The sequence below is a fragment of the Aliiroseovarius marinus genome (genome assembly GCF_004360145.1).
Taxonomy (GTDB): Bacteria; Pseudomonadota; Alphaproteobacteria; order Rhodobacterales; family Rhodobacteraceae; genus Aliiroseovarius; species Aliiroseovarius marinus.
Genome location: NZ_ML178712.1, coordinates 182567 through 202500 on the forward strand (window position 1 = coordinate 182567; position 19934 = coordinate 202500).

The 19934-nt window shown below is 57.2% G+C and carries 19 protein-coding genes, 1 tRNA gene and 2 rRNA genes (1 of these 22 cut by a window edge); all 22 read right to left on the reverse strand.

Translation table 11 applies throughout. The features are described 5' to 3' along the window. Window positions 1-7 precede the first annotated feature (7 nt). Window positions 8-1036: an amino acid ABC transporter substrate-binding protein gene (locus tag EOL43_RS00930; protein ID WP_133484916.1), complete on the reverse strand. Its 1029-nt coding sequence runs from the start codon at window positions 1034-1036 to the stop codon at window positions 8-10. 206 nt (window positions 1037-1242) lie between these two features. Next, window positions 1243-1959 (reverse strand): ATP12 family chaperone protein, encoded by a 717-nt coding sequence (locus EOL43_RS00935; protein WP_133484917.1) that lies wholly within the window; start codon window positions 1957-1959, stop codon window positions 1243-1245. Continuing rightward, window positions 1956-2639: an HAD-IA family hydrolase gene (locus EOL43_RS00940; protein ID WP_133484918.1), complete on the reverse strand. Its 684-nt coding sequence runs from the start codon at window positions 2637-2639 to the stop codon at window positions 1956-1958. The genes EOL43_RS00935 and EOL43_RS00940 overlap by 4 nt, the downstream gene beginning before the upstream one ends. Next, a complete protein-coding gene (locus EOL43_RS00945; RefSeq protein WP_133484919.1) occupies window positions 2640-3680 on the reverse strand; it encodes an RluA family pseudouridine synthase in 1041 nt (346 codons plus the stop codon). Next, the gene (crcB, locus tag EOL43_RS00950) at window positions 3677-4054 is read right to left on the reverse strand and encodes a fluoride efflux transporter CrcB (protein WP_133484920.1); all 378 of its coding nucleotides are present in this window, start codon (window positions 4052-4054) and stop codon (window positions 3677-3679) included. Before crcB ends, EOL43_RS00945 begins: the two co-directional genes overlap by 4 nt. 31 nt (window positions 4055-4085) lie before the next feature. Further along, window positions 4086-4691, reverse strand: coding sequence for a cytochrome b/b6 domain-containing protein (locus EOL43_RS00955; RefSeq protein WP_133485533.1), 606 nt, complete (start codon window positions 4689-4691; stop codon window positions 4086-4088). A gap of 15 nt (window positions 4692-4706) precedes the next feature. Then, window positions 4707-5153 carry a c-type cytochrome gene (locus tag EOL43_RS00960; protein WP_133484921.1) on the reverse strand — a complete coding sequence of 149 codons (447 nt, stop codon included), beginning with the start codon at window positions 5151-5153 and terminating at the stop codon, window positions 4707-4709. A gap of 95 nt (window positions 5154-5248) precedes the next feature. After that, complete coding sequence (locus tag EOL43_RS00965; protein WP_133484922.1) at window positions 5249-6562, reverse strand: replication-associated recombination protein A; 1314 nt, start codon at window positions 6560-6562, stop codon at window positions 5249-5251. A 52-nt stretch (window positions 6563-6614) separates the two neighbouring features. Continuing rightward, window positions 6615-7277: a helix-turn-helix transcriptional regulator gene (locus EOL43_RS00970; protein ID WP_338068756.1), complete on the reverse strand. Its 663-nt coding sequence runs from the start codon at window positions 7275-7277 to the stop codon at window positions 6615-6617. Between the two features lie 152 nt (window positions 7278-7429). Further along, a complete protein-coding gene (gene rplQ, locus EOL43_RS00975; protein ID WP_133484923.1) occupies window positions 7430-7858 on the reverse strand; it encodes a 50S ribosomal protein L17 in 429 nt (142 codons plus the stop codon). Window positions 7859-8015: 157 nt separating this feature from the next. Next, window positions 8016-9032: a DNA-directed RNA polymerase subunit alpha gene (locus EOL43_RS00980; RefSeq protein WP_133484924.1), complete on the reverse strand. Its 1017-nt coding sequence runs from the start codon at window positions 9030-9032 to the stop codon at window positions 8016-8018. Window positions 9033-9142: 110 nt separating this feature from the next. Continuing rightward, window positions 9143-9532, reverse strand: coding sequence for a 30S ribosomal protein S11 (rpsK, locus tag EOL43_RS00985; protein WP_133484925.1), 390 nt, complete (start codon window positions 9530-9532; stop codon window positions 9143-9145). A gap of 15 nt (window positions 9533-9547) precedes the next feature. Continuing rightward, on the reverse strand, window positions 9548-9916 hold the full coding sequence (gene rpsM, locus EOL43_RS00990) for a 30S ribosomal protein S13 (RefSeq protein ID WP_108857343.1): 369 nt from the start codon (window positions 9914-9916) through the stop codon (window positions 9548-9550). Window positions 9917-10205: 289 nt separating this feature from the next. Continuing rightward, the gene (locus EOL43_RS00995; protein ID WP_133484926.1) at window positions 10206-10784 is read right to left on the reverse strand and encodes an adenylate kinase; all 579 of its coding nucleotides are present in this window, start codon (window positions 10782-10784) and stop codon (window positions 10206-10208) included. Then, window positions 10781-12136, reverse strand: a complete 1356-nt coding sequence (gene secY / locus EOL43_RS01000; protein WP_133484927.1) for a preprotein translocase subunit SecY — start codon at window positions 12134-12136, stop codon at window positions 10781-10783. The genes EOL43_RS00995 and secY overlap by 4 nt, the downstream gene beginning before the upstream one ends. A 106-nt stretch (window positions 12137-12242) precedes the next feature. Then, the gene (gene rplO, locus EOL43_RS01005) at window positions 12243-12713 is read right to left on the reverse strand and encodes a 50S ribosomal protein L15 (protein WP_133484928.1); all 471 of its coding nucleotides are present in this window, start codon (window positions 12711-12713) and stop codon (window positions 12243-12245) included. Between the two features lie 195 nt (window positions 12714-12908). Next, window positions 12909-14510, reverse strand: coding sequence for a sulfotransferase family 2 domain-containing protein (locus EOL43_RS01010; protein ID WP_166636177.1), 1602 nt, complete (start codon window positions 14508-14510; stop codon window positions 12909-12911). A gap of 215 nt (window positions 14511-14725) precedes the next feature. Further along, on the reverse strand, window positions 14726-15568 hold the full coding sequence (locus EOL43_RS01015; RefSeq protein ID WP_133484930.1) for a DMT family transporter: 843 nt from the start codon (window positions 15566-15568) through the stop codon (window positions 14726-14728). A 277-nt stretch (window positions 15569-15845) separates the two neighbouring features. Then, the gene (locus EOL43_RS01020; protein WP_133484931.1) at window positions 15846-16241 is read right to left on the reverse strand and encodes a hypothetical protein; all 396 of its coding nucleotides are present in this window, start codon (window positions 16239-16241) and stop codon (window positions 15846-15848) included. Window positions 16242-16451: 210 nt separating this feature from the next. Beyond that, window positions 16452-16566 (reverse strand): 5S ribosomal RNA (gene rrf, locus EOL43_RS01025). Between the two features lie 80 nt (window positions 16567-16646). Then, window positions 16647-19479: ribosomal RNA gene (locus tag EOL43_RS01030) — 23S ribosomal RNA — on the reverse strand. Window positions 19480-19877: 398 nt separating this feature from the next. Beyond that, a tRNA-Ala gene (locus EOL43_RS01035) sits at window positions 19878-19934 on the reverse strand (it continues 19 nt past the right edge of the window).

A 19934-nucleotide genomic window follows, 5' to 3' on the forward strand; every position in this document is an offset into this window, starting at 1 on the left:
AAGTGTCTTAGCGGAAGGGCGGAGCGTACAGCAGGCCGCCTTCGGTCCACTGTGCGTTCAGGCCGCGTGCCAGAGCGATCGGCGTATCTTCACCGATGTTCTTAGCAAACAGTTCGCCATAGTTGCCGCCCGCCATGATGGCGCGCTTGGCCCACTCGGCGTCCAGACCCAGCATCTCGCCCAGGGTGCCTTCGGTGCCCAGCAGACGGTTGATTTCCGGGTTTGCACCAGCCGATGCGCCCAGTTCACCGATGTTGGCCGAGGTCACGCCCAGCTCTTCGGCTGCGATCAATGCGTTCAGAGTCCAGCGAACGATGTCACCCCACTCGTTGTCGCCGTGACGGACCAGCGGGCCCAGCGGCTCTTTCGAGATGATCTCGGGCAGCAGAACGTGTGCCGACGGATCTTCAAAGGTCGCGCGCGTTGCGGCCAGACCCGAAGCGTCGGTGGTGTACACGTCACATGCACCTGCCAGATACTGCTGCTGAGCTTCAGCGTTGGTTTCGATCGGAACCGGCTCATAGCTCATGTCGTTGGCACGGAAGAAGTCGGCCAGGTTCAGCTCGGTGGTGGTGCCGGTCTGGATACAAACGGTTGCGCCGTCCAGTTCCTTGGCCGAGGTCGCGCCAAGATCCTTGGCAACCATGAAGCCTTGGCCGTCATAGTAGTTTACACCAACGAATTCGAACTTCAGGTCGACATCGCGCGAGAAGGTCCAGGTGGTGTTACGGGCCAGCATGTCGATCTCACCCGAAGCAAGCGCAGTGAAGCGGGTCTTGCCGGTGGTCGGTACGAATTCAACAGCGTTTGCATCGCCCAGTACGGCGGCAGCGACAGCACGGCATACGCCTACGTCAAAGCCATTCCACTGACCGTTTGCATCCGGAGCAGCAAAGCCAACCAGACCCGTGGTCACGCCACAGTTCAGTTTGCCGCGCTCTTTGATCTGATCAACTGTCGAAGCGTCCTGAGCAACAGCAGCGCTTGCGGCGATGCTGGCAACAGTCAGTGCGCCTAGAAAAGCGGATTTCTTCATATTTACCTCTTCCTGAGTTTGCCCATTTTAGGGCTTTATTAGCGAACGTTAGCGCCCGCAGTGAGTGATGCAGAAGGTTGTTTCCCCTTCAACTGCGTCAGATTTTGAAAGGATTGATCATATTTCGTCAAGGGCAACATCGCGAATAGCGATGCTTAACCTAGGGGAAAGTAAGAATATTAGGCGTACCTAACGCTTTGGTTGCATTAAGTTTCGCCGCCGATTGCTGAAAAAAACCATGCTGCAAGGGCAAAATCCTTGGCTTTCTTTTCAACCATTTCCTGAGCTTCTTCGTCCTTGCCCCACAATTCTTCCTGCCAAAGCTCGTCAAGGCGCGACAATTGCCATGCTGCATCTGCATCCAAACGCCTTTGTGTTATGGCGAAAGCCAAGATCAGCGAGCCGCTCATCGACACGAGATCGTGAAAGGCGGTCAATTGGAACGGTGAAAATTCGTGAACCAAATCCGTCAGTTTCTGAACAGAATGCGCATCCTGCGCCTGATGCATCACGCCCGCGACCGGTTTTAGCCGCACATCGAGAGAATCGACCGCCCAGTCAAGAATCGGATCCCATTTCTCGGCCTGCCGTTCGACCAGTTCCTGCGGCGAGGTGGCGCGGTAACACAGAAGGTCGCTGTCGCCATAGGCTGCCAACATGTCGGCGATGGCGGCGTGTTGCACACGGACTTTGTCGATGGCCGAGTTACACATGCGGGTTACGGGCATGGTGTTGGGGTCGACGGCGTCCTCTTGCGCGTCCCATTCAGCGGCCATTGCCTCGGCCAATGCGCGCGACGGCACAACCAGCGGGGACTTCGCGGGCGTCTTCACCGCGCGCCCATCCAGCAGCACCTGAAAGCCGCCGTCAGCCTCGCCGATCGAGGTTTCTTTCCAGAACCGTTTTGCTGCCCAACCGCTCATGCTGTCCCCCAAAGTTTGTCCAGCGCTGCGGGCAAATCCGCAAACGCATCAATCAGAATGTCCGCACCGGCCGCGATCAGCCGTTCGCGCGGGTGATAGCCCCAGGTCACGCCAATGGTACGAAATCCTGCCGCCTTGCCCATTTCCATATCAAAGCTCGTATCGCCAATCATCACCGCCTGCGCGGCCTCGGCCCCGGTCTCGGACAGGGCGCGCTTTAGCATCGAGGGGTGTGGCTTCGATGGGTGATCGTCCGCCGTCTGGTGCGTCACGAAAAACTTGCGCAGATCATGCGCGTCATAGGCGTGATCCAATCCGCGCCGCGCCTTGCCGGTGGCAACCCCCAACAACACCTCATCACGCGGGTGCAGCGCCTCAAGCGCTTCGCGGGCACCAGGATACATCGGCGCTGCGGCCTCGCCCCCTTTTTCGGCGCGCAGCTTGATGAACATATCTTTGTACTGTTGCGCCGCGATATCGACGTCACGCTCGGACATGTCAGGCACCAGCCGCGCAATGGCGTCGTGCAGGGACAGCCCAACAATCGAGAGCACCTCATCGCGGGTCGGCAGCGCCACACCCATTTCACCAAAGGCACGGTTCATCGCCTCGACAATGAAATCCTGACTGTCGATCAGCGTCCCGTCGACATCAAACACGGCAAGCTTCAGGGTGGTCATTCAGAGCGCCTCGAACGGGTCATCGGCAGCCAGATCAGGCGTCCAGCCAAAGGTCTCAAACGTGTCTGCCATGTGGGGCGGCAGATCGGCAGTTACGGTGATCGGCTTCTTCGTCACCGGATGCTCGAAGGTCATCGAGCGGGCGTGCAGGTGCAGCTTGCGGGAAATCTCTCCGCCAATCATTGCGCCCCAACCGTCGCCCATATTGTCCTGAGACGAGCCGCCATACTTGCCGTCGCCAATAATCGGGTGGCCGATCTCGGCCATATGCGCGCGCAGCTGGTGGGTGCGGCCAGTAATCGGCTCCATCGCGACCCACGAGGCACGGCCCGCCACACGGTAAAGCGTGGCATAGAGCGTATGCGCCCGCTTGGCATCAGGATATTCATGCATGGCGCGGGGATGCACACAGATCATCTTTTCACCCGCGCCGCGCCCGCCACCGGGGGCTTTGAACAGCCCGTAACGGATCTCGCCCAGATAGGGTGTCGGCACACCGGCCACCACGGCCCAATAGATCTTGCGGGTTTCCTTGTGACGGATCGCGGCGGTCAGGGCCGAGGCCACGGCCTGCGTGCGTGCCAGCAGCAATACACCAGACGTATCCTTGTCCAGACGGTGCACAAGACGAGGTTTTTCCTCGCGGTCATATTTCAGCGCCTCGGCCAGACCGTCCACGTGCTTCAGCTGCTTCGAGCCACCCTGCGTCGGCAGACCCGCCGGTTTGTTCAGGGCAATCACGTGGTCATCTTGGTAGATGACGCAGGATTGGATCATCTTGGCATCAGCAGCCGACACGCGCGACTTGGGCTTGGGCGCAGGGCGCCCCCCTTCCGGCACGGGCAGAGGCGGCACGCGCACTTCGTCCCCCGGCCCTACACGGGTCGAGGTTTTGGCTTTCGCACCGTTCACCCGGAACTCGCCCTTGCGGCAGCCCTTCTCGATCCGGCCCTGTCCGACATGCGGGAAGGTGCGTTTCACCCAGCGATCCAGCCGCTGCTCGGCCTCGTCCGGGCCAAGGGTAATTCGTTGAACGCTCATGCCAATACCATTCGGGTCAACCACAGACCCGCCACCAATGCGGCAATCGAAATCAGGACAGATCCAAGGATATAGCCGATGGCCGCGGCGCTCTGGCCACGCTCGAACAGGGTCACTGCATCCAAGGAAAAGGCCGAGAAGGTCGTGAACCCGCCCAGCACTCCGGTCATCAAGAAAGGCGCTGCCGCTTGCCCGCCTTTCTTGGCCAGAATGACAACCAATGCGCCCATCAGGAACGAGCCGACCACGTTTACCACCATGGTCCCGGCCGGAAAACCGTGGCCCAACAGGCGGGTGACCGTGGTGCCGGTCAGATAGCGGGCCGAGGCGCCAAGCGCGCCGCCCAAGGCAACTTGCAAAAGGGGTGTCATCATGGCGTCTGACTGAGGCCAAGCGCCTTTATTGTCAAGCGTCGGGATGGTCCTTGCGCACGTCTTTCCACCCGGTGACCATCGGTTTCACAAGGTTTTCGCGCTTCCAGAAGCGGTAAAACAGGATTGCGCCCAGATGCAGCATGACCAGCGCCAGCAGCAGAAGCGACAGGCGATAGTGCAGCCCAGCAGCTGCCCGCGCGGTGTCATAGCTGACCCAGTCGACCAGCGGGCCCGTGTTGATAAAGTCATCCGCGTCGATGAACAGACCTGTCCCGACCTGAAGGATCAGAACGCCAAGCAACGCAAAGACCGACAGAGCGCCCACCGGGTTATGACCGGGCCAATAGCTGGGGCGGCGTTTGGGCAAGGTGGCCACATAGGCCAGCGTCTTTTTCGGGCCGAACAGGAAATGGCTGAACCGCGCGGGGCGCGAACCAACAAAGCCCCAGAGGATGCGGAAGGCCAGAAGGCCAATCACCGCATAGCCCACATAAAAATGCAGGGTCATGATGTTGGGCCCAAACCGGCCCAGCATCCAACCAGTCACGACACAGATAACCAGCGTCCAGTGGAACAGGCGCAGGGCCGGATCCCACAGCTTGACGCGTTCGACGTTTTCGGGACGCTGATCATCCATGTCGGTCACTTTCGCTTACTTGGCGCGGTAGTCGTCGTGGCAAGCTTTGCATGTGCCGCCCAGCGGGCCAAGGGCCGCAACCATTTGGTCCTCGCCTGCGCCAGCAACCGCCTGCATCCCCTTTACCGCCTCAACAAAGGCGGCGCCTTTTTCCTGCACTCCGGGGAAGTCTTCCCAAATCGCGGGCAGCGCGCGCGTCTTGTCCGAATCCGCGCTCGAGGTGCCGGGCATATACAGGTGGCCCACGTTGTACATGGTCAGCGTGCCCATGTTGTCTGCTGCGGTTTGCGCGGCGGCGGCGTCATATTCAATCTGGCCTTTGGCCATGCCAGCAAGAACGCCCATGTTGGCCCCAAGAAGTTTGTAAAAGCCCTGACGTGCCTCGATCGTGTCCAAAACCGGGTCAGCAGCAAACGCTGCGGCGGGAATGGCAAGGGCGGCGGCGAAAATGGCGAGACGCATAAAATTTCTCCTTTGAATGCGCAGTCGAAGTGGGGTGATCGTGATACGGATCACGCCCAGTTTTCTGTAGATTCTATCGACAAGAGAATAAATTGTCACAGCCGCTTTCTGCGCAGTTTTGCAAAGTAGTCTGTGCGTTTTTTCAGCTCTCGCTCGAAGCCGCGTTCGACCGGCACGTAATAAACGCCGCGTTTCATGTCGTCGGGGAAGTAATTCTGGCCCGAGAACCCGTCTGGCGCGTCGTGGTCATAGGCGTAGCCTTCGCCATAGCCTTGTTCTTCCATCAAACGCGTGGGGGCGTTCAGGATATGCTTAGGCGGCGGGGCAGATCCGGTCTTTTTCGCCGCCTGCATCGCTGCCTTGAAGGCCACGTAGTTGGCGTTGGATTTCGGGGCGAGCGCCAGATAGATCACCGCCTGCGACAGGGCAAGCTCGCCTTCTGGGCTGCCGAGACGTTCATAGGTCTCCCACGCATCCAGACACACCCTCTGCGCTTGCGGATCGCCAAGCCCGATGTCTTCGACCGCCATGCGGGTCAGGCGGCGGGCCAGAAAACGGGGATCCTCGCCGCCGTTCAGCATCCGGGCGAACCAATAGAGCGCCGCGTCTGGATCCGAGCCGCGCACAGATTTGTGCAGGGCGGAGATCAGATTGTAATGCTCGTCGCCGGATTTGTCATAGACAGCAGCACGTTTCATCAGGCGCGAGGACAGCCCGTCGACGTCCAACTTGCCCTCGACCTTCCATGCCGTGACCTGTTCCACCAAATTCAGCAGCGCACGCCCGTCGCCATCGGCCATCTCGAGCAGGGCTTCGCGAGCCTCACCGGTCAGAGGCAGAGCCTTGCCCAATTCCTGCTCGGCGCGCTGCACCAACCGTTCCAGATCCGCCAATGACAGGCGCGTCAGCACCAGCACCTGAGAGCGTGACAGCACAGCGGCGTTCAGCTCGAACGAGGGGTTCTCGGTCGTGGCGCCCACCAGCAGGATCGTGCCGTCTTCCATATAGGGCAGGAACCCGTCTTGCTGGGCTTTATTGAAGCGGTGGATCTCGTCCACGAATAGAAGCGTCCCCTGCCCGTTTGCGCGGCGATGCTTGGCCGCTTCGAAGACTTTGCGCAGCTCTGGCACACCCGAGAAAATCGCGCTGATCTGGACGAAATGCAGGTCCGTCTCACGCGCCAGAAGGCGGGCAATGGTGGTTTTGCCCACGCCGGGCGGTCCCCACAAGATCAGCGACCCCAGACTGCCCGCCGCCAGCATCGTGCCCAACGGAGCCTCGGGGCCAAGCACTTGTTCCTGTCCGATTACCTCGGACAGGGATTGTGGACGCAGCCGATCCGCCAAGGGGCGCGGCGCGTCTTGACCGCGATCCGGGCGGTCGGTGGAACTGTCGAACAGGTCTGCCATGGGCTGAAACTATGCGCCCAATCAGGCGGGGAAAAGAAGAAAACGTCCTGCGTTAGAGAAGACGGTTTTCCTGCGCACGCTGAAGTGCTTCCGAGGTCGTACGTGCCGACAGACGATCCCGCGCGCTGCGTAGCCGGGCCTTAAGCGCGCTTTCGGAGATCCCCAGTCGCGCTGCGGCCTCGGCGTAGCGGAACCCCTTGGACACCAACTGCAGCGCCTCGCGCTGTGCCTGGGTCAAACTTTCTGGCGGCTGCGTGTTGTTGTGAAGCTCAGTCACCAATTCGAGCAGTTGCTGGACTTCATCATCCGTGTACTCACGATCTGATCGGGAAAATCCACAGATACTGCGAGAGGTGATCGGACCGATCGAAATCGCAACGCCGTATTTGGCCCCGTATTCTGCCGCCTGATCAAGAACATGATGCGGATCCGGGCAGGCAATCTCACTCCAGCGAATCGCGCCTTCGTTTTGGACGCCCCAAAAGACCAACGGGTCGACCATCATATAGCCTTCGTCGACGTATTTCGCCGACCATTCCGGGTCGTATGTGCGCAGCAGCATATAGGGCGTGGCGTTCCGAATATGCAGCCCCAATCCATAACCGGACGGCGCGAGCTTATCGAACTGTGACAAACTTGCGCTGAGCTCGGTCTTTCGCTGCATGTTTGATTTGGCCGCCCTTGGTATTATTTTGGAAATCAACGCTTTGATCAAAACTATCTATTTAGACATAGTCGCGAAGAGTCAAACAACCGAAGCGTGCAATTTGGCGCCAGTACAAGCGATGCGCCAATGCACCTATCCCTTCGGATAAAAACAAAAAACCCCGCACAAGGCGGGGTTTTTCAAGTCGGCTAAAACCGGCTTTATTCTTCGGCGTCTGCCACAGCTTCTTCTGCTTCCAGACGGGCGCGGTCAGCAGCGCCTTTGGCGTCGACGTCACGATCAACGAATTCGATGATCGCCATCGGAGCCATGTCACCATAGCGGAAGCCAGCTTTCAGAACGCGGACGTAACCACCCTGACGTTCAGCATAGCGCGGGCCCAGAACGTCGAACAGTTTTGCAACCAGAGCTTCCTGCTTCAGACGGGCCGAAGCCTGACGACGGGCGTGCAGGTCACCACGTTTGGCCAGCGTGATCATCTTTTCGATAATCGGGCGCAGTTCTTTGGCCTTCGGCAGGGTGGTTTTGATCTGTTCGTGCTCGATCAGCGAGCCAGCCATGTTAGCGAACATGGCTTTACGGTGTTCATGGGTGCGGTTCAGGCGGCGGTAACCACGAGCGTGACGCATTTTCTTAATCCTTCATTTGGTGCTCTTGATTGAGCGATACTTTGTCTGTGAACCGATGCGTGTCGGTCCCTCTCCTTGGGGCAGGATTGCCCAGATGTTCCCCACCAGCGTGGGCATTTCGGGGGCCGCTCTACGCCGCCCCCGGAAACTTGTCAAATCAGAACTGGTCTTCGAATTTCTTCGCCAGCTCTTCGATGTTCTCAGGCGGCCATTCCTCGACATCCATGCCAAGGTGCAGACCCATGCCCGAAAGCACTTCTTTGATCTCGTTCAGCGACTTGCGGCCGAAGTTCGGAGTGCGCAGCATCTCGGCTTCGGTTTTCTGGATCAGATCGCCAATGTAAACGATGTTGTCGTTCTTCAGGCAGTTTGCCGAGCGAACCGACAGTTCCAGCTCGTCCACTTTCTTCAGCAGAAGCGGGTTGAACTCGAGACCATCGTCTTCGTCCTGACGGCCAGCAGCTTCCGGCTCGTCGAAGTTTACGAAGATCGACAGCTGGTCCTGCAGGATGCGCGCAGCGAAAGCCACAGCATCTTCCGGGGTCACCGAGCCATCGGTTTCCAGCTTCAGGGTCAGCTTGTCATAGTCCAGAACCTGACCTTCGCGGGTCGGCTGCACGTCATACGACACTTTCTTGACCGGCGAATAGATCGCGTCCACCGGGATCAGGCCGATCGGCGCATCTTCCGGCTTGTTCTTGTCAGCGGCAACATAGCCTTTGCCAGTGTTGACGGTCAGTTCCATGAACAGGTCCGCGCCGTCATCCAGGTGACAGATCACGTGATCTTTGTTCAGGATCTCGATGCCAGCCGATTCCGAGATCGCACCAGCGGTCACAACCATCGGGCCTTTGGCCGAAATCGACAGGCGCTTGGGGCCTTCGACTTCCATGTTGATCGCAACACCTTTGAGGTTCAGAACGATGTCGGTGACGTCTTCGCGTACACCCGCAACCGAGCTGAACTCGTGCAGAACGTTGTCGATTTGAACCGACGTGATAGCGGCACCTTGCAGCGAGCTCATCAGCACGCGGCGCAGGGCGTTGCCCAGGGTCAGACCAAAGCCACGCTCCAGCGGTTCTGCAACAACGGTTGCCTGACGTGCAGGGTCATTGCCCGGCTTTACGTCCAGCTGTGTCGGCTTGATCAATTCTGCCCAGTTCTTGTGGATCATGCGTCCCTCCATTCTTGTCCTGTCCCCATGTCCAAAGGGCAGGACGCCCGAGGTTAAAATGACGGAAACCGGGCCACGCATTCACACGCGGCCCGGCGGTAAAATAGTGCTTATACGCGGCGGCGCTTCGGCGGGCGGCAGCCGTTGTGTGCGATCGGGGTTACATCACGGATCGAGGTGATGTTGAAACCGATAGCGGCCAGTGCACGCAGAGCCGATTCACGACCCGAACCGGGGCCCTGAACTTCAACTTCCAGCGTCTTAACACCGTGTTCCTGGGCTTTCTTGCCAGCGTCTTCTGCAGCCATCTGAGCAGCATACGGGGTCGACTTGCGCGAGCCTTTGAAACCCATGGTGCCAGCCGACGACCACGAGATGGCGTTGCCTTGCACGTCCGAGATCAGGATCTTGGTGTTGTTGAACGACGAGTTAACGTGAGCAACACCGGATGCGATGTTCTTACGCTCTTTACGCTTCATGCGGGTCTTATCACGAGCCATTGGTCAAACCCTCCCTTATTTCTTCTTACCAGCAATGGCCTTTGCAGGGCCTTTGCGAGTACGTGCGTTGGTCGAGGTACGCTGACCACGAACGGGGAGGTTACGACGGTGGCGCAGACCACGGTAGCAGCCCAGATCCATCAGACGTTTGATGTTCATCTGAACTTCACGGCGCAGGTCACCTTCAACGGTGTAGGTTGCGTCGATGTGCTCGCGAATTGCCAGAACTTCAGCGTCCGACAGTTCGTTCACGCGACGGGTTACGTCGATGTTCACAGCTTCGCAGATAGCAGCAGCCGAAGTATGGCCGATACCGGTAATGTAGGTCAGGGCGATCGGGACCCGTTTATGGGTCGGGATGTTTACGCCAGCAATACGTGCCACGTAGTCTTTCCTTTTCGTTGCGGTTCCGTAGCTCCGGAACCTTTTTTCACAACGTAAGCCCGCCGGATCATTCCTAGCGGGCCGCGCTGAATTCTCTGGTCTAGTGTGCGTTCGGGAGCGCCCCTACAAACACACCGATTCCCGTAAGGGATGGGGTGAGTTACTCGGGATTGAGCGCCTCGTCAACCCATCATGGCACCAAGCCTTTTGCACACCCCAGCCCGGCCCCCAAAAACCAAAGCGCCGCGATCAAACCGCGGCGCTTGGCAATTCATCCTTGGCGTCTGGATCAGGCGCCCAGAACCTCGGCGATTTCGCCCTGTACTTCGTCAATGGTGCCCAGACCGTTGACCGATTTCAGGTCGCCCTTGGCCCAGTAATAGCCAATCAGCGGCGAGGTCTTTTTGTAGTATTCCATCAGACGGATCTTCAGGCTTTCTTCGTTGTCGTCGGCACGCACAGGCTGACCTGCTTTGCGGGCTTCCTCGGCGCGGCCGACGATACGGCCAACCAGCACCTCGTCATCCACGCGCATTTCGACAACAGCGTCCAGCGTCTGATTGTGCTTCTCAAGCAGCGCACCCAAGGCGTCGGCCTGCGGCAGCGTGCGGGGGAAGCCGTCAAAGATGAAGCCGCCTCCGGTGTCGCCTTCCAGCTTCTCCTCGATCAGGCCGATGACGATCTCGTCCGTGACCAGCTCGCCCGCGTCCATGATGGCGGCAACTTTCTTTCCCATCTCAGTGCCCGAAGCTTTGGCTTCCCGCAGCATGTCACCGGTCGACAGCTGGATCATGCCACGCTCTTCCACCAGCTTGGCGGCTTGGGTTCCTTTGCCGGCGCCCGGCGGTCCAAGAAGAATAATGTTCATCGACGTGCAGGCCCCTTCTTGCCACGTTTCTTGCCGCGCAGCTGCGACTTTTCAATCAGGCCCTCATACTGGTGGGCCAGAAGATGCGACTGCACTTGCTGGATGGTGTCCATGGTCACGGACACAACAATCAGAACCGAGGTGCCGCCGAAATAGAACGGAATGGCCAGCTGGCTGCGCAGGATTTCCGGCATCAAGCACACGGCGGCCAGATAGATCGAGCCAAGCGTCAGCAGGCGGGTCACAACATAGTCCAGATACTCGGCAGTTTTCTTGCCGGGGCGAATGCCGGGCACGAAACCGTTCTGGTTCTTCAGGTTGTCGGCAACCTCGTCCGTCTTGAACGCAACTTCCTTGGTGTAGAAGAAGGTGAAGAACATGATCATCGCTGTGAAGAACAGCAAGTACAGAGGCTGACCGGGGCCGAAATAGGCCAGGATGGTCGACATGATCGGACCGGATTGACCGGACGAGAAGGTCGAGATCGTTGTCGGCAGCAAAAGAAGCGCCGAGGCGAAGATCGCCGGGATAACGCCTGCCGGGTTTACCTTGATCGGCAGGTGGGACGAGCCACCGTCATACATCTTCATGCCAACCTGACGGCGTGGGTACTGGATGTGCACTTTGCGCAGCGCACGCTCCATGAACACGACGAAGGCAATCACGGCGACCATCATCACAATCACACCGATGATCACGGCGGGGCTGATGGCACCCGAACGGCCCGAGGCCAGGAATTGCGCCAGAGCGGCGGGGATCTCGGCCACGATGCCGACGAAGATGATCAGCGAGATACCGTTGCCGATGCCGCGTGCGGTGATTTGTTCACCCAGCCACATCAGGAACATGGTGCCGCCAACCAGCGTAATCACGCAGGCTGCGATGAAGAACGAACCTGGGTTGGTGACCAGATCACCAGCTTGCAGCGAGTTTGCCAGTGCGAAGGCCTGACCCGTGGCCAGCAGAACGGTGCCATAGCGGGTGTATTGGTTGATCTTCTTGCGGCCTTGCTCGCCCTCTTTCTTCAGCTGCTTCAGCGGCTCCCACATGGAAGACAGAAGCTGCACGATGATCGAAGCCGAGATGTACGGCATGATTCCAAGGGCAAAGACACCCATGCGGCTCAGAGCGCCACCGGTGAACATACCCAGCACGCCAGCAATGCCGGATTGTGCCTGGTCCATGAACTCGCGCAGGGCGTTCGCGTCAATCCCCGGAACGGGAATATACGTGCCAATGCGATAGATGATCAGAAGCCCGATCGTGAAGAAGATGCGCTGTCGAAGCTCGGTCGCCTTGCCGAAGGCGCTCCAGCTCATGTTCGACGCCATTTGTTCTGCTGCAGATGCCATAAGGCCCCCTTGGATCAAGTAAAACGCCGCCGGACCGTTCCCGGCTCCGGCGGCGCTTGAAAACGTGATTAGACATGTAAGGGGCTGGCGCGCCCCTCACAAGGTCTTATTCAGCCGCAGCCGGAGCAGCCACGGTCAATTTACCGCCAGCTTTCTCAACAGCTTCAACAGCCGACTTCGACGCACCGGTCACGGTGATGTTGGCTTTGGCGGTCAGTTCGCCTTTGGCCAGAACACGAACACCGTCCAGCTTGCGGCGAACCAGACCCGAAGCAACCAGGGTGTCCTCGGTGATGTCACCAGCGTCCAGTTTCTTCTCGTCGATGAACTTCTGGATCAGACCCAGGTTGATCACAGCGAACTTCTTGCGGTTCGGCTTGTTGAAGCCACGCTTGGGAAGACGCTGGTAGAGGGGCATTTGGCCGCCTTCGTAACCGTTGATGGCTACACCCGAACGCGACTTCTGACCTTTGATACCACGGCCACCGGTTTTACCAGTGCCCGAACCGGGACCACGACCAACACGTTTGCGGGGTTTGGTTGCGCCAGGATTGTCGCGCAGTTCATGCAATTTCATATCGCTTCTCCTTTGCCGGAACTGACCCCAGAAGCGATACGGGGCCAAACACGGCTTTTCTTGATTTTGATTCTGCAGCCCATAAGGCCACCGGGGGCGTATAGACGAGCCTTCGGCGCGACGCAAGCCTTCGGACAAAAGCAACGCAGCATTTGTGGCCTCTACATGCCCCTAGCGTCAGGACGTCGCCGAAGATCAACTGCCCTCCAGCGCTAACCTTGCCTGTCTAGCCGCAGTGTATTCCGCCCGTATCGCGTCTACCGAGTAGTAATCCCGTAGAAGCACATAGTCGTCTTCATAGTATTTCAGGATGTGCTCGAACGCCTCTTCAGACAGATCCGCAAGCCCAACCGACGGACCTCCGGTCTGTTCGTGCGGCATGTCCAAATCACGCCCGACCATTTTCGAGACATCCTTGGCCACCTGCGCAATCTCTTCTATCGGATAGACCCGGTCCAAGAATGACAGATCGTTGTTCAGGAACCGCGATTGAGGCGTCACATGATGCTCCATCACCAAGCTCTGATCGGCAAAGAACTCCAGCCTTAAGGCGAACTCGTTGATGCCCGGCACGCGATGGATGATGTTTGTATCGACCAAGGGCTTCAAATCGCCATGGTGCAAAACGCGATTGCGAAAGCAGGACACGAACCGCTTCACAGGATCACGAACCACCGTAAACTTGTAGTAGTCCTGTAGATGATCGATCGTGTCCGCGTGCTGGGCCGCCCTGAAATGCCGGTGAATGTCCTTCGGACGTGGCTCATCCGGCCGCTCGGCCAAAAACAGAAGATTTCCAACCGAGGTACACCCGCATTTGGGGATGTTGAAATACGCGATCTTCGCGGAGTCTGATGTCATCGCAGGCCAGCTTCTCAGACCAAGGCGGCGAAACACATAGGCGGGCAGGATCTTGCGGCCATCAACCGGGTCTATAGCGTCATAGTAGGCTTGATAATGCGTCCGCGCCGTAGCGCTGTTTCCTTTGGCCCACTCGGCATTCGCATTGATCAGGTCCGGTGAATAACCTTTCGCGCTTGAAAGCTTGGGCACAGCAAAAGGTCGGATCGCTTTGGTCTTATAGCTGTGCGGCATGGACAAAGCCGCCGCGACCTCGTCCCGTGTAGTCTTGGCACCAACAAATGACATCATGCTCCAGAATGCGTCGGTCTGGTTGACGACATCCGCATAGGACACATGCACTGCGTCATCCGAGTGACTGCTGGCGTAGTCCTCTAAGAAACGACTAAAGGCCTGCAGATTTGTCACGACTTTGGTTTTATCTTCCTCAGCCCACCACGCGCTACTCGATGTTGCCTCCGGATCGCGTGTCAGCATGATAAATTTGCAGGGCTTCAAGGCTTTCAACAAAAAATCCAGATACCGCGTTAACGCATCGGGATCTTCCAGAAAAACGTCCAGATAGCGCACCTCTTTGAACCCGACAACACGGGCCTCCGCTGGCGCGGTCTCGGTCAAAAACGACCGCATCCGGCGACGGACCTGCGCGTTGATCTTCTGCACGTCCAGATTCTTATACCCAAACCAAGGAGAGGTCTCGGGCGGAACGTGGTGGCCAAGCTTCTGGTGCTTCTTGATTTTGCGCGCTGCCGCCAGCTCTTGATACTGGTGATACAGCATGTTGGCGTTTTCACCGTGAATGTGCCAACCGGGCGCACGATTCAGAATGCCTTGCAACAATGTCGATCCGCTGCGCCCATGGGTCACCACCAAAACAAAGCCCTTGCCGTCGGGCCGCTTTCGTTTCTGCCCCATCTTTTTGATAAGCTCGATCACCGGCATCACTCCCACATTTCACAGCTTAACCGTTACACTAGTTACGCGTCTGCCACTGACGTTGGACCTACTCATTGCACCTTGCACGCCTTGGCAAGGCGCGGGCGCACATGTCCTGGTAATTGGCCAAAGGAAAATGATTTTCTTGTCGTGCTGTTACGCAACCCGTTTCAACCTGAGCACGCATAGACGAGCCCACGGCACCAAGCAAGGCTTCACGCCTTGGTGCGCGCAATAAGGCCGACCGCGATACCACCCAGCACAAGGACCGAGGCCGTGACTTCACGCACACCAACGGTTTCGCCCAGCAGGACAACCCCTGCCCCCATGGCGATGACCGGGACCGAAAGTTGCACCAGCGCGCCGGTGCTGGCGCCCAGCTGCGGAAGCACGCGATACCAGAGCGCATAGCCAAGGCCCGATGTGATGGCGCCCGAGGTGACGGCCAGCATGACGCCGGGAGCGGACAGCGCTTCGCCCAAGATGAACGGCAGCGTGACGAGCAGCACGATGGGCGTGGCATAGATGAAATTCCACCCGGTGGCTTGAAGCGGCACGACTGCGCGACGACCAATCAGGGAATAGACGCCCCAACCGATTGCGGCTGCGGTCATCAGGATCAAGGGAAGCGTGGGGAGCTGAACGCTCTCAGACGGCCAAACCAGATAGGCAAGACCGAGCATCGACACCGCCATGCCGCCCCACCGCAGCGCCGGAATCCGATCCCCCGCCCGAACCGCACCCGCAAACATCGTGACCTGCACGATGGCGAACAGCACAAGCGCACCCAGCCCTGCATCCAGCGCGACATAGGCAAAAGAAAAGCCCAGAAGATAGGTGGCGAGCGCCCCGGCCGAGGTCCAATCCGGCGCCGGGCGCTTGGGAACAGCCTTCTGCCCCAACACCATCAACACCCACAACATCACCGCACCCGAGATCACGCGGATTGCGGCAATGCCCGCCGGCCCGATGGCACCCTCGGCCAACCCCGCCCGGTTAAGCAGAGAGTTCGCCGCGAAGGCGGTCATGGTGAGGAGGGTGAGGAGGAAGAGGCGCATTGGTGACCCCGAGATTGTATTGATACCAGTTAGCAGGCTTTCCACTGTGATGCATCTCATAACTTGGTGTAATACGTCTTGGCGGGCCAAGTGAATGCTCACGCGAGTTGGCTTTCTATCTTTCCCGCCACACGCGCCAAGAAAGCAGAGCGCCACCCTTTCCCGGTTTTCGCGAGAAGACCGAGGCGATCTCGAGTAGCTTTGAGCCTTGGTGTTATCCTTGAAGTAACAGCGGCTTTATGTGTCCGTCGTCGTTCGCTACGATGTATAGATCGGACTAGTAGCTAAGGTAGTGCAGGCTTTCCGGCAGCACTTTGTACCAATCATCCGGATTTGGTTTTTCTAACGGTATGCCTCTACGGGTCAGAGCCGTTGTCGCAGAGCTTCGTATCTCGTTCCAAAAATCCGATGACATCAGTGCTTCTTGCGCCCATACAAAGTCAGGTGCTTCATCTAGGGCCCGGTCAATTTCTATGATGTCGGCCCCTATACCATCCAGAAGTTCAACATCACTACCTTGGTCCCAGTTCTTGAATACGACATCCCAGTAGTAGGCCAACCCTGAAGCGACATCATCGCAATCGTATTTATAGTCCCTGACTTGTTCGAGCGCCGGACGAGCAAATAATTGCAACATATAGATCTGATGAGGTTTTAGGCTACAACTAGTCATCTTAGTCACTATCCGATTGGGAGCCTGTCCAGATGTACGAAGATGGGATTCTCGCCGGGGCGGGCTCAGCTCTTTCTGCGGTGATCCTGCGCGGTTTCAGCCTAGCGGTCAATGCGCGCCCCTCGAACGCCAAACGCCGGCAGCTTATTCAGCTACCGGCGTTAGGTTTTTGTTTCATCGTTTTGAGAGATTACTTTGGTTCTTTATTAGGTTTGGCGGTGACCTACTCTCCCACGCCTTAAGACGCAGTACCATCGGCGCAACCGTGCTTAACGGCCGAGTTCGGGAAGGGATCGGGTGTTTCACTGGCGCTGTGACCACCAAACCGAATAAAGAACCAATTCCAAGTTTGTACACTGTGTGATGTATGCTTTTGATTTTCCGTAGAACTGTCTTCTACTGGATCAAATCAAGCCTATCGGACCATTAGTACCAGTCAGCTGAACGTGTTACCACGCTTACACCTCTGGCCTATCGACGAGGTAGTCTTCCTCGGTCCTCAGGGATACCTTGTTTTGAGGGGGGCTTCCCGCTTAGATGCCTTCAGCGGTTATCCTGTCCGTTCATAGCTACCCAGCACTACCGTTGGCACGATAACTGGTCCACCAGTGGAACGTTCACCCCGGTCCTCTCGTACTAGGGGCAACTCCTCTCAAGTATCCTACACCCACGGCAGATAGGGACCGAACTGTCTCACGACGTTCTAAACCCAGCTCACGTACCTCTTTAAACGGCGAACAGCCGTACCCTTGGGACCTGCTCCAGCCCCAGGATGAGATGAGCCGACATCGAGGTGCCAAACACTGCCGTCGATATGGACTCTTGGGCAGTATCAGCCTGTTATCCCCGGCGTACCTTTTATCCGTTGAGCGATGGCCCTTCCACTCGGGACCACCGGATCACTATGGCCGTCTTTCGACTCTGCTCGACTTGTCAGTCTCGCAGTCAGGCTGGCTTCTGCCATTGCACTCAACGAGCGATTTCCGACCGCTCTGAGCCAACCTTCGCGCGCCTCCGTTACTCTTTAGGAGGCGACCGCCCCAGTCAAACTACCCGCCACACAGGGTCCCGGATCCGGATAACGGACCGCGGTTAGACATCAAGCAGAACAAGGGTGGTATCTCAAGGGAGGCTCCACCGGAACTGGCGTTCCGGTTTCAAAGCCCACCACCTATCCTGCACATGTTGTGCCTGATGCCAGTGTGAAGCTGTAGTAAAGGTGCACGGGGTCTTTCCGTCTAACCGCGGGAAGCCTGCATCTTGACAGGCAATTCAATTTCGCTGAGTCGATGTTGGAGACAGCGGGGAAGTCGTTACGCCATTCGTGCAGGTCGGAACTTACCCGACAAGGAATTTCGCTACCTTAGGACCGTTATAGTTACGGCCGCCGTTTACCTGGGCTTCAATTCGGAGCTTGCACTCCTCCTTTTAACCTTCAGGCACCGGGCAGGCGTCAGACCCTATACGTCGTCTTGCGACTTCGCAGAGCCCTGTGTTTTTAGTAAACAGTCGCCACCCCCTGGTTTGTGCCCCCAGTCAATACTTGCGTAGAAACTGGGCCTCCTTCTCGCGAACTTACGGAGGTATTTTGCCGAGTTCCTTCAACATCGTTCTCTCAAGCGCCTTGGTATACTCTACCTATCCACCTGTGTCGGTTTAGGGTACGGTCTCATGAAGGGCTATTTCCAGGAACCGATTAGCAGCCCACCCAATCCGATAAGGGTGAACTACAGTCACGATCCGTCACATCCTTCTGGCCCAGGAATATTAACCTGGTTCCCATCGGCTACGCCTTTCGGCCTCGCCTTAGGGGCCGGCTTACCCTGCTCAGATTAGCTTTAAGCAGGAACCCTTGGATTTTCGGCGAGGGGGTCTCTCACCCCCTTTGTCGCTACTCATGTCATCATTCTCACTAGTGATCTCTCCACCGGATCCCTCACAGGCCGGCTTCATCGAAAGCTCCGATCCTCAAATGCATCCGAAGATGCTAATGAGGAATGGAACTATGTCACACTACGCTCCGCTACCACGTACGATAAATCGCACATCCTAAGCTTCGGCTCATGGCTTGAGCCCCGGTACATCTTCGCCGCAAGACAACTTATTTAGACCAGTGAGCTGTTACGCTATCTTTAAAGGATGGCTGCTTCTAAGCCAACCTCCTGGTTGTTTTGGTCGTCTCACCTGCTTTCCCACTTAGCCATGAATTAGGGGCCTTAGCTGTAGGTCAGGGTTGTTTCCCTCTCCACAACGGACGTTAGCATCCGCTGTGTGTCTGCCATATAGTACTTCCCGGTATTCGGAGTTTGATTAGGATCAGTAAGGCTGTGGGCCCCCATTACCCATTCAGTGCTCTACCCCCGGGAGTATTCGTATGACGCTCTACCTAAATAGATTTCGCGGAGAACCAGCTATCTCCGAGTTTGATTGGCCTTTCACCCCTAGGCACAGCTCATCCCGATCTTTTTCAACAGATGTGGGTTCGGTCCTCCAGTGCGTGTTACCGCACCTTCAACCTGGCCATGCCTAGATCACTCGGTTTCGGGTCTGATCCATCTAACTCATTCGCCCTATTAAGACTCGCTTTCGCTGCGCCTACACCTAACGGCTTAAGCTTGCTAGATAGACCAAGTCGATGACCCATTATACAAAAGGTACGCCGTCAGCTCTCAAGGAGCCTCCGACTGATTGTAGGCGTTCGGTTTCAGGTACTGTTTCACTCCCCTCGTCGGGGTGCTTTTCACCTTTCCCTCACGGTACTGGTTCGCTATCGGTCAGTAAGGAGTACTTAGCCTTCGAAGGTGGTCCTCCGATCTTCAGACAGAATTTCACGTGTTCCGCCCTACTTAATACGTCCAATCATGCTTCATATACGGGACTGTCACCCACTATGGTTGCGCTTCCCAACGCATTCTATCCACACTCATGGCTCGGCTGGTCCCCGTTCGCTCGCCGCTACTAGGGGAGTATCAATTGATTTCCTTTCCTCCGGGTACTTAGATGTTTCAGTTCCCCGGGTTTGCTCTTAAAACCCTATGTATTCAGGTTAAAAGTACCTGTTTCAGAACACTATAAATTACCGAAGTAATTATAATGAACTGTCAGGTGGGTTCCCCCATTCGGAGATCTCTGGGTATAACGGCTATTCTCACCTTCCCAAAGCTTATCGCAGAGTATCACGTCCTTCATCGCCTCTTACTGCCAAGGCATTCACCAAACGCCCTTCTCGCGCTTGATTTGATCCAGAAGAAGACAGGCCTTTTGCGTGTCCCGCTTCTTACCCCGAAGGGCAAACTGGATCAAAAGCATACTTTCCCGCTCCTTACCCTGGAACCTGCGCTGCCGATGTCGGTCGGCCCCACGCAGAGGATAAGGAACTTAATGAGCAACCTCTCGGCTGCTCGGGTTAGTGTACTTGACTTGGACAACATAATCGTTTCAGCCGGGATACCGTAAAAGATCCGAGGAAAGGGATCTAAAACAGCCTTCCACCGAAGTGGAACCAACTGAGGTCAGACGCTCACTTGCGTGACCAACTATGTTGTTATTGTATTCTCTCTAAACGATGTAAAAGACGTCCGATTGGACGGCTAAAAACCAAACTGGTTCTTAGCGATCTAATCGACGGGAAGGTAATGGTGGAGCCTAGGAGATTCGAACTCCTGACATCCTGCTTGCAAAGCAGGCGCTCTA

Bases quoted from the DNA above. Each gene is read 5' to 3' on its own strand.
- EOL43_RS00930 (WP_133484916.1), bottom strand. From the start codon at position 1,036: ATGAAGAAATCCGCTTTTCTAGGCGCACTGACTGTTGCCAGCATCGCC.
- EOL43_RS00935 (WP_133484917.1), bottom strand. From the start codon at position 1,959: ATGAGCGGTTGGGCAGCAAAACGGTTCTGGAAAGAAACCTCGATCGGC.
- EOL43_RS00940 (WP_133484918.1), bottom strand. From the start codon at position 2,639: ATGACCACCCTGAAGCTTGCCGTGTTTGATGTCGACGGGACGCTGATC.
- EOL43_RS00945 (WP_133484919.1), bottom strand. From the start codon at position 3,680: ATGAGCGTTCAACGAATTACCCTTGGCCCGGACGAGGCCGAGCAGCGG.
- crcB (WP_133484920.1), bottom strand. From the start codon at position 4,054: ATGATGACACCCCTTTTGCAAGTTGCCTTGGGCGGCGCGCTTGGCGCC.
- EOL43_RS00955 (WP_133485533.1), bottom strand. From the start codon at position 4,691: ATGGATGATCAGCGTCCCGAAAACGTCGAACGCGTCAAGCTGTGGGAT.
- EOL43_RS00960 (WP_133484921.1), bottom strand. From the start codon at position 5,153: ATGCGTCTCGCCATTTTCGCCGCCGCCCTTGCCATTCCCGCCGCAGCG.
- EOL43_RS00965 (WP_133484922.1), bottom strand. From the start codon at position 6,562: ATGGCAGACCTGTTCGACAGTTCCACCGACCGCCCGGATCGCGGTCAA.
- rplQ (WP_133484923.1), bottom strand. From the start codon at position 7,858: ATGCGTCACGCTCGTGGTTACCGCCGCCTGAACCGCACCCATGAACAC.
- EOL43_RS00980 (WP_133484924.1), bottom strand. From the start codon at position 9,032: ATGATCCACAAGAACTGGGCAGAATTGATCAAGCCGACACAGCTGGAC.
- rpsK (WP_133484925.1), bottom strand. From the start codon at position 9,532: ATGGCTCGTGATAAGACCCGCATGAAGCGTAAAGAGCGTAAGAACATC.
- EOL43_RS00995 (WP_133484926.1), bottom strand. From the start codon at position 10,784: ATGAACATTATTCTTCTTGGACCGCCGGGCGCCGGCAAAGGAACCCAA.
- secY (WP_133484927.1), bottom strand. From the start codon at position 12,136: ATGGCATCTGCAGCAGAACAAATGGCGTCGAACATGAGCTGGAGCGCC.
- rplO (WP_133484928.1), bottom strand. From the start codon at position 12,713: ATGAAATTGCATGAACTGCGCGACAATCCTGGCGCAACCAAACCCCGC.
- EOL43_RS01015 (WP_133484930.1), bottom strand. From the start codon at position 15,568: ATGCGCCTCTTCCTCCTCACCCTCCTCACCATGACCGCCTTCGCGGCG.
- EOL43_RS01020 (WP_133484931.1), bottom strand. From the start codon at position 16,241: ATGACTAGTTGTAGCCTAAAACCTCATCAGATCTATATGTTGCAATTA.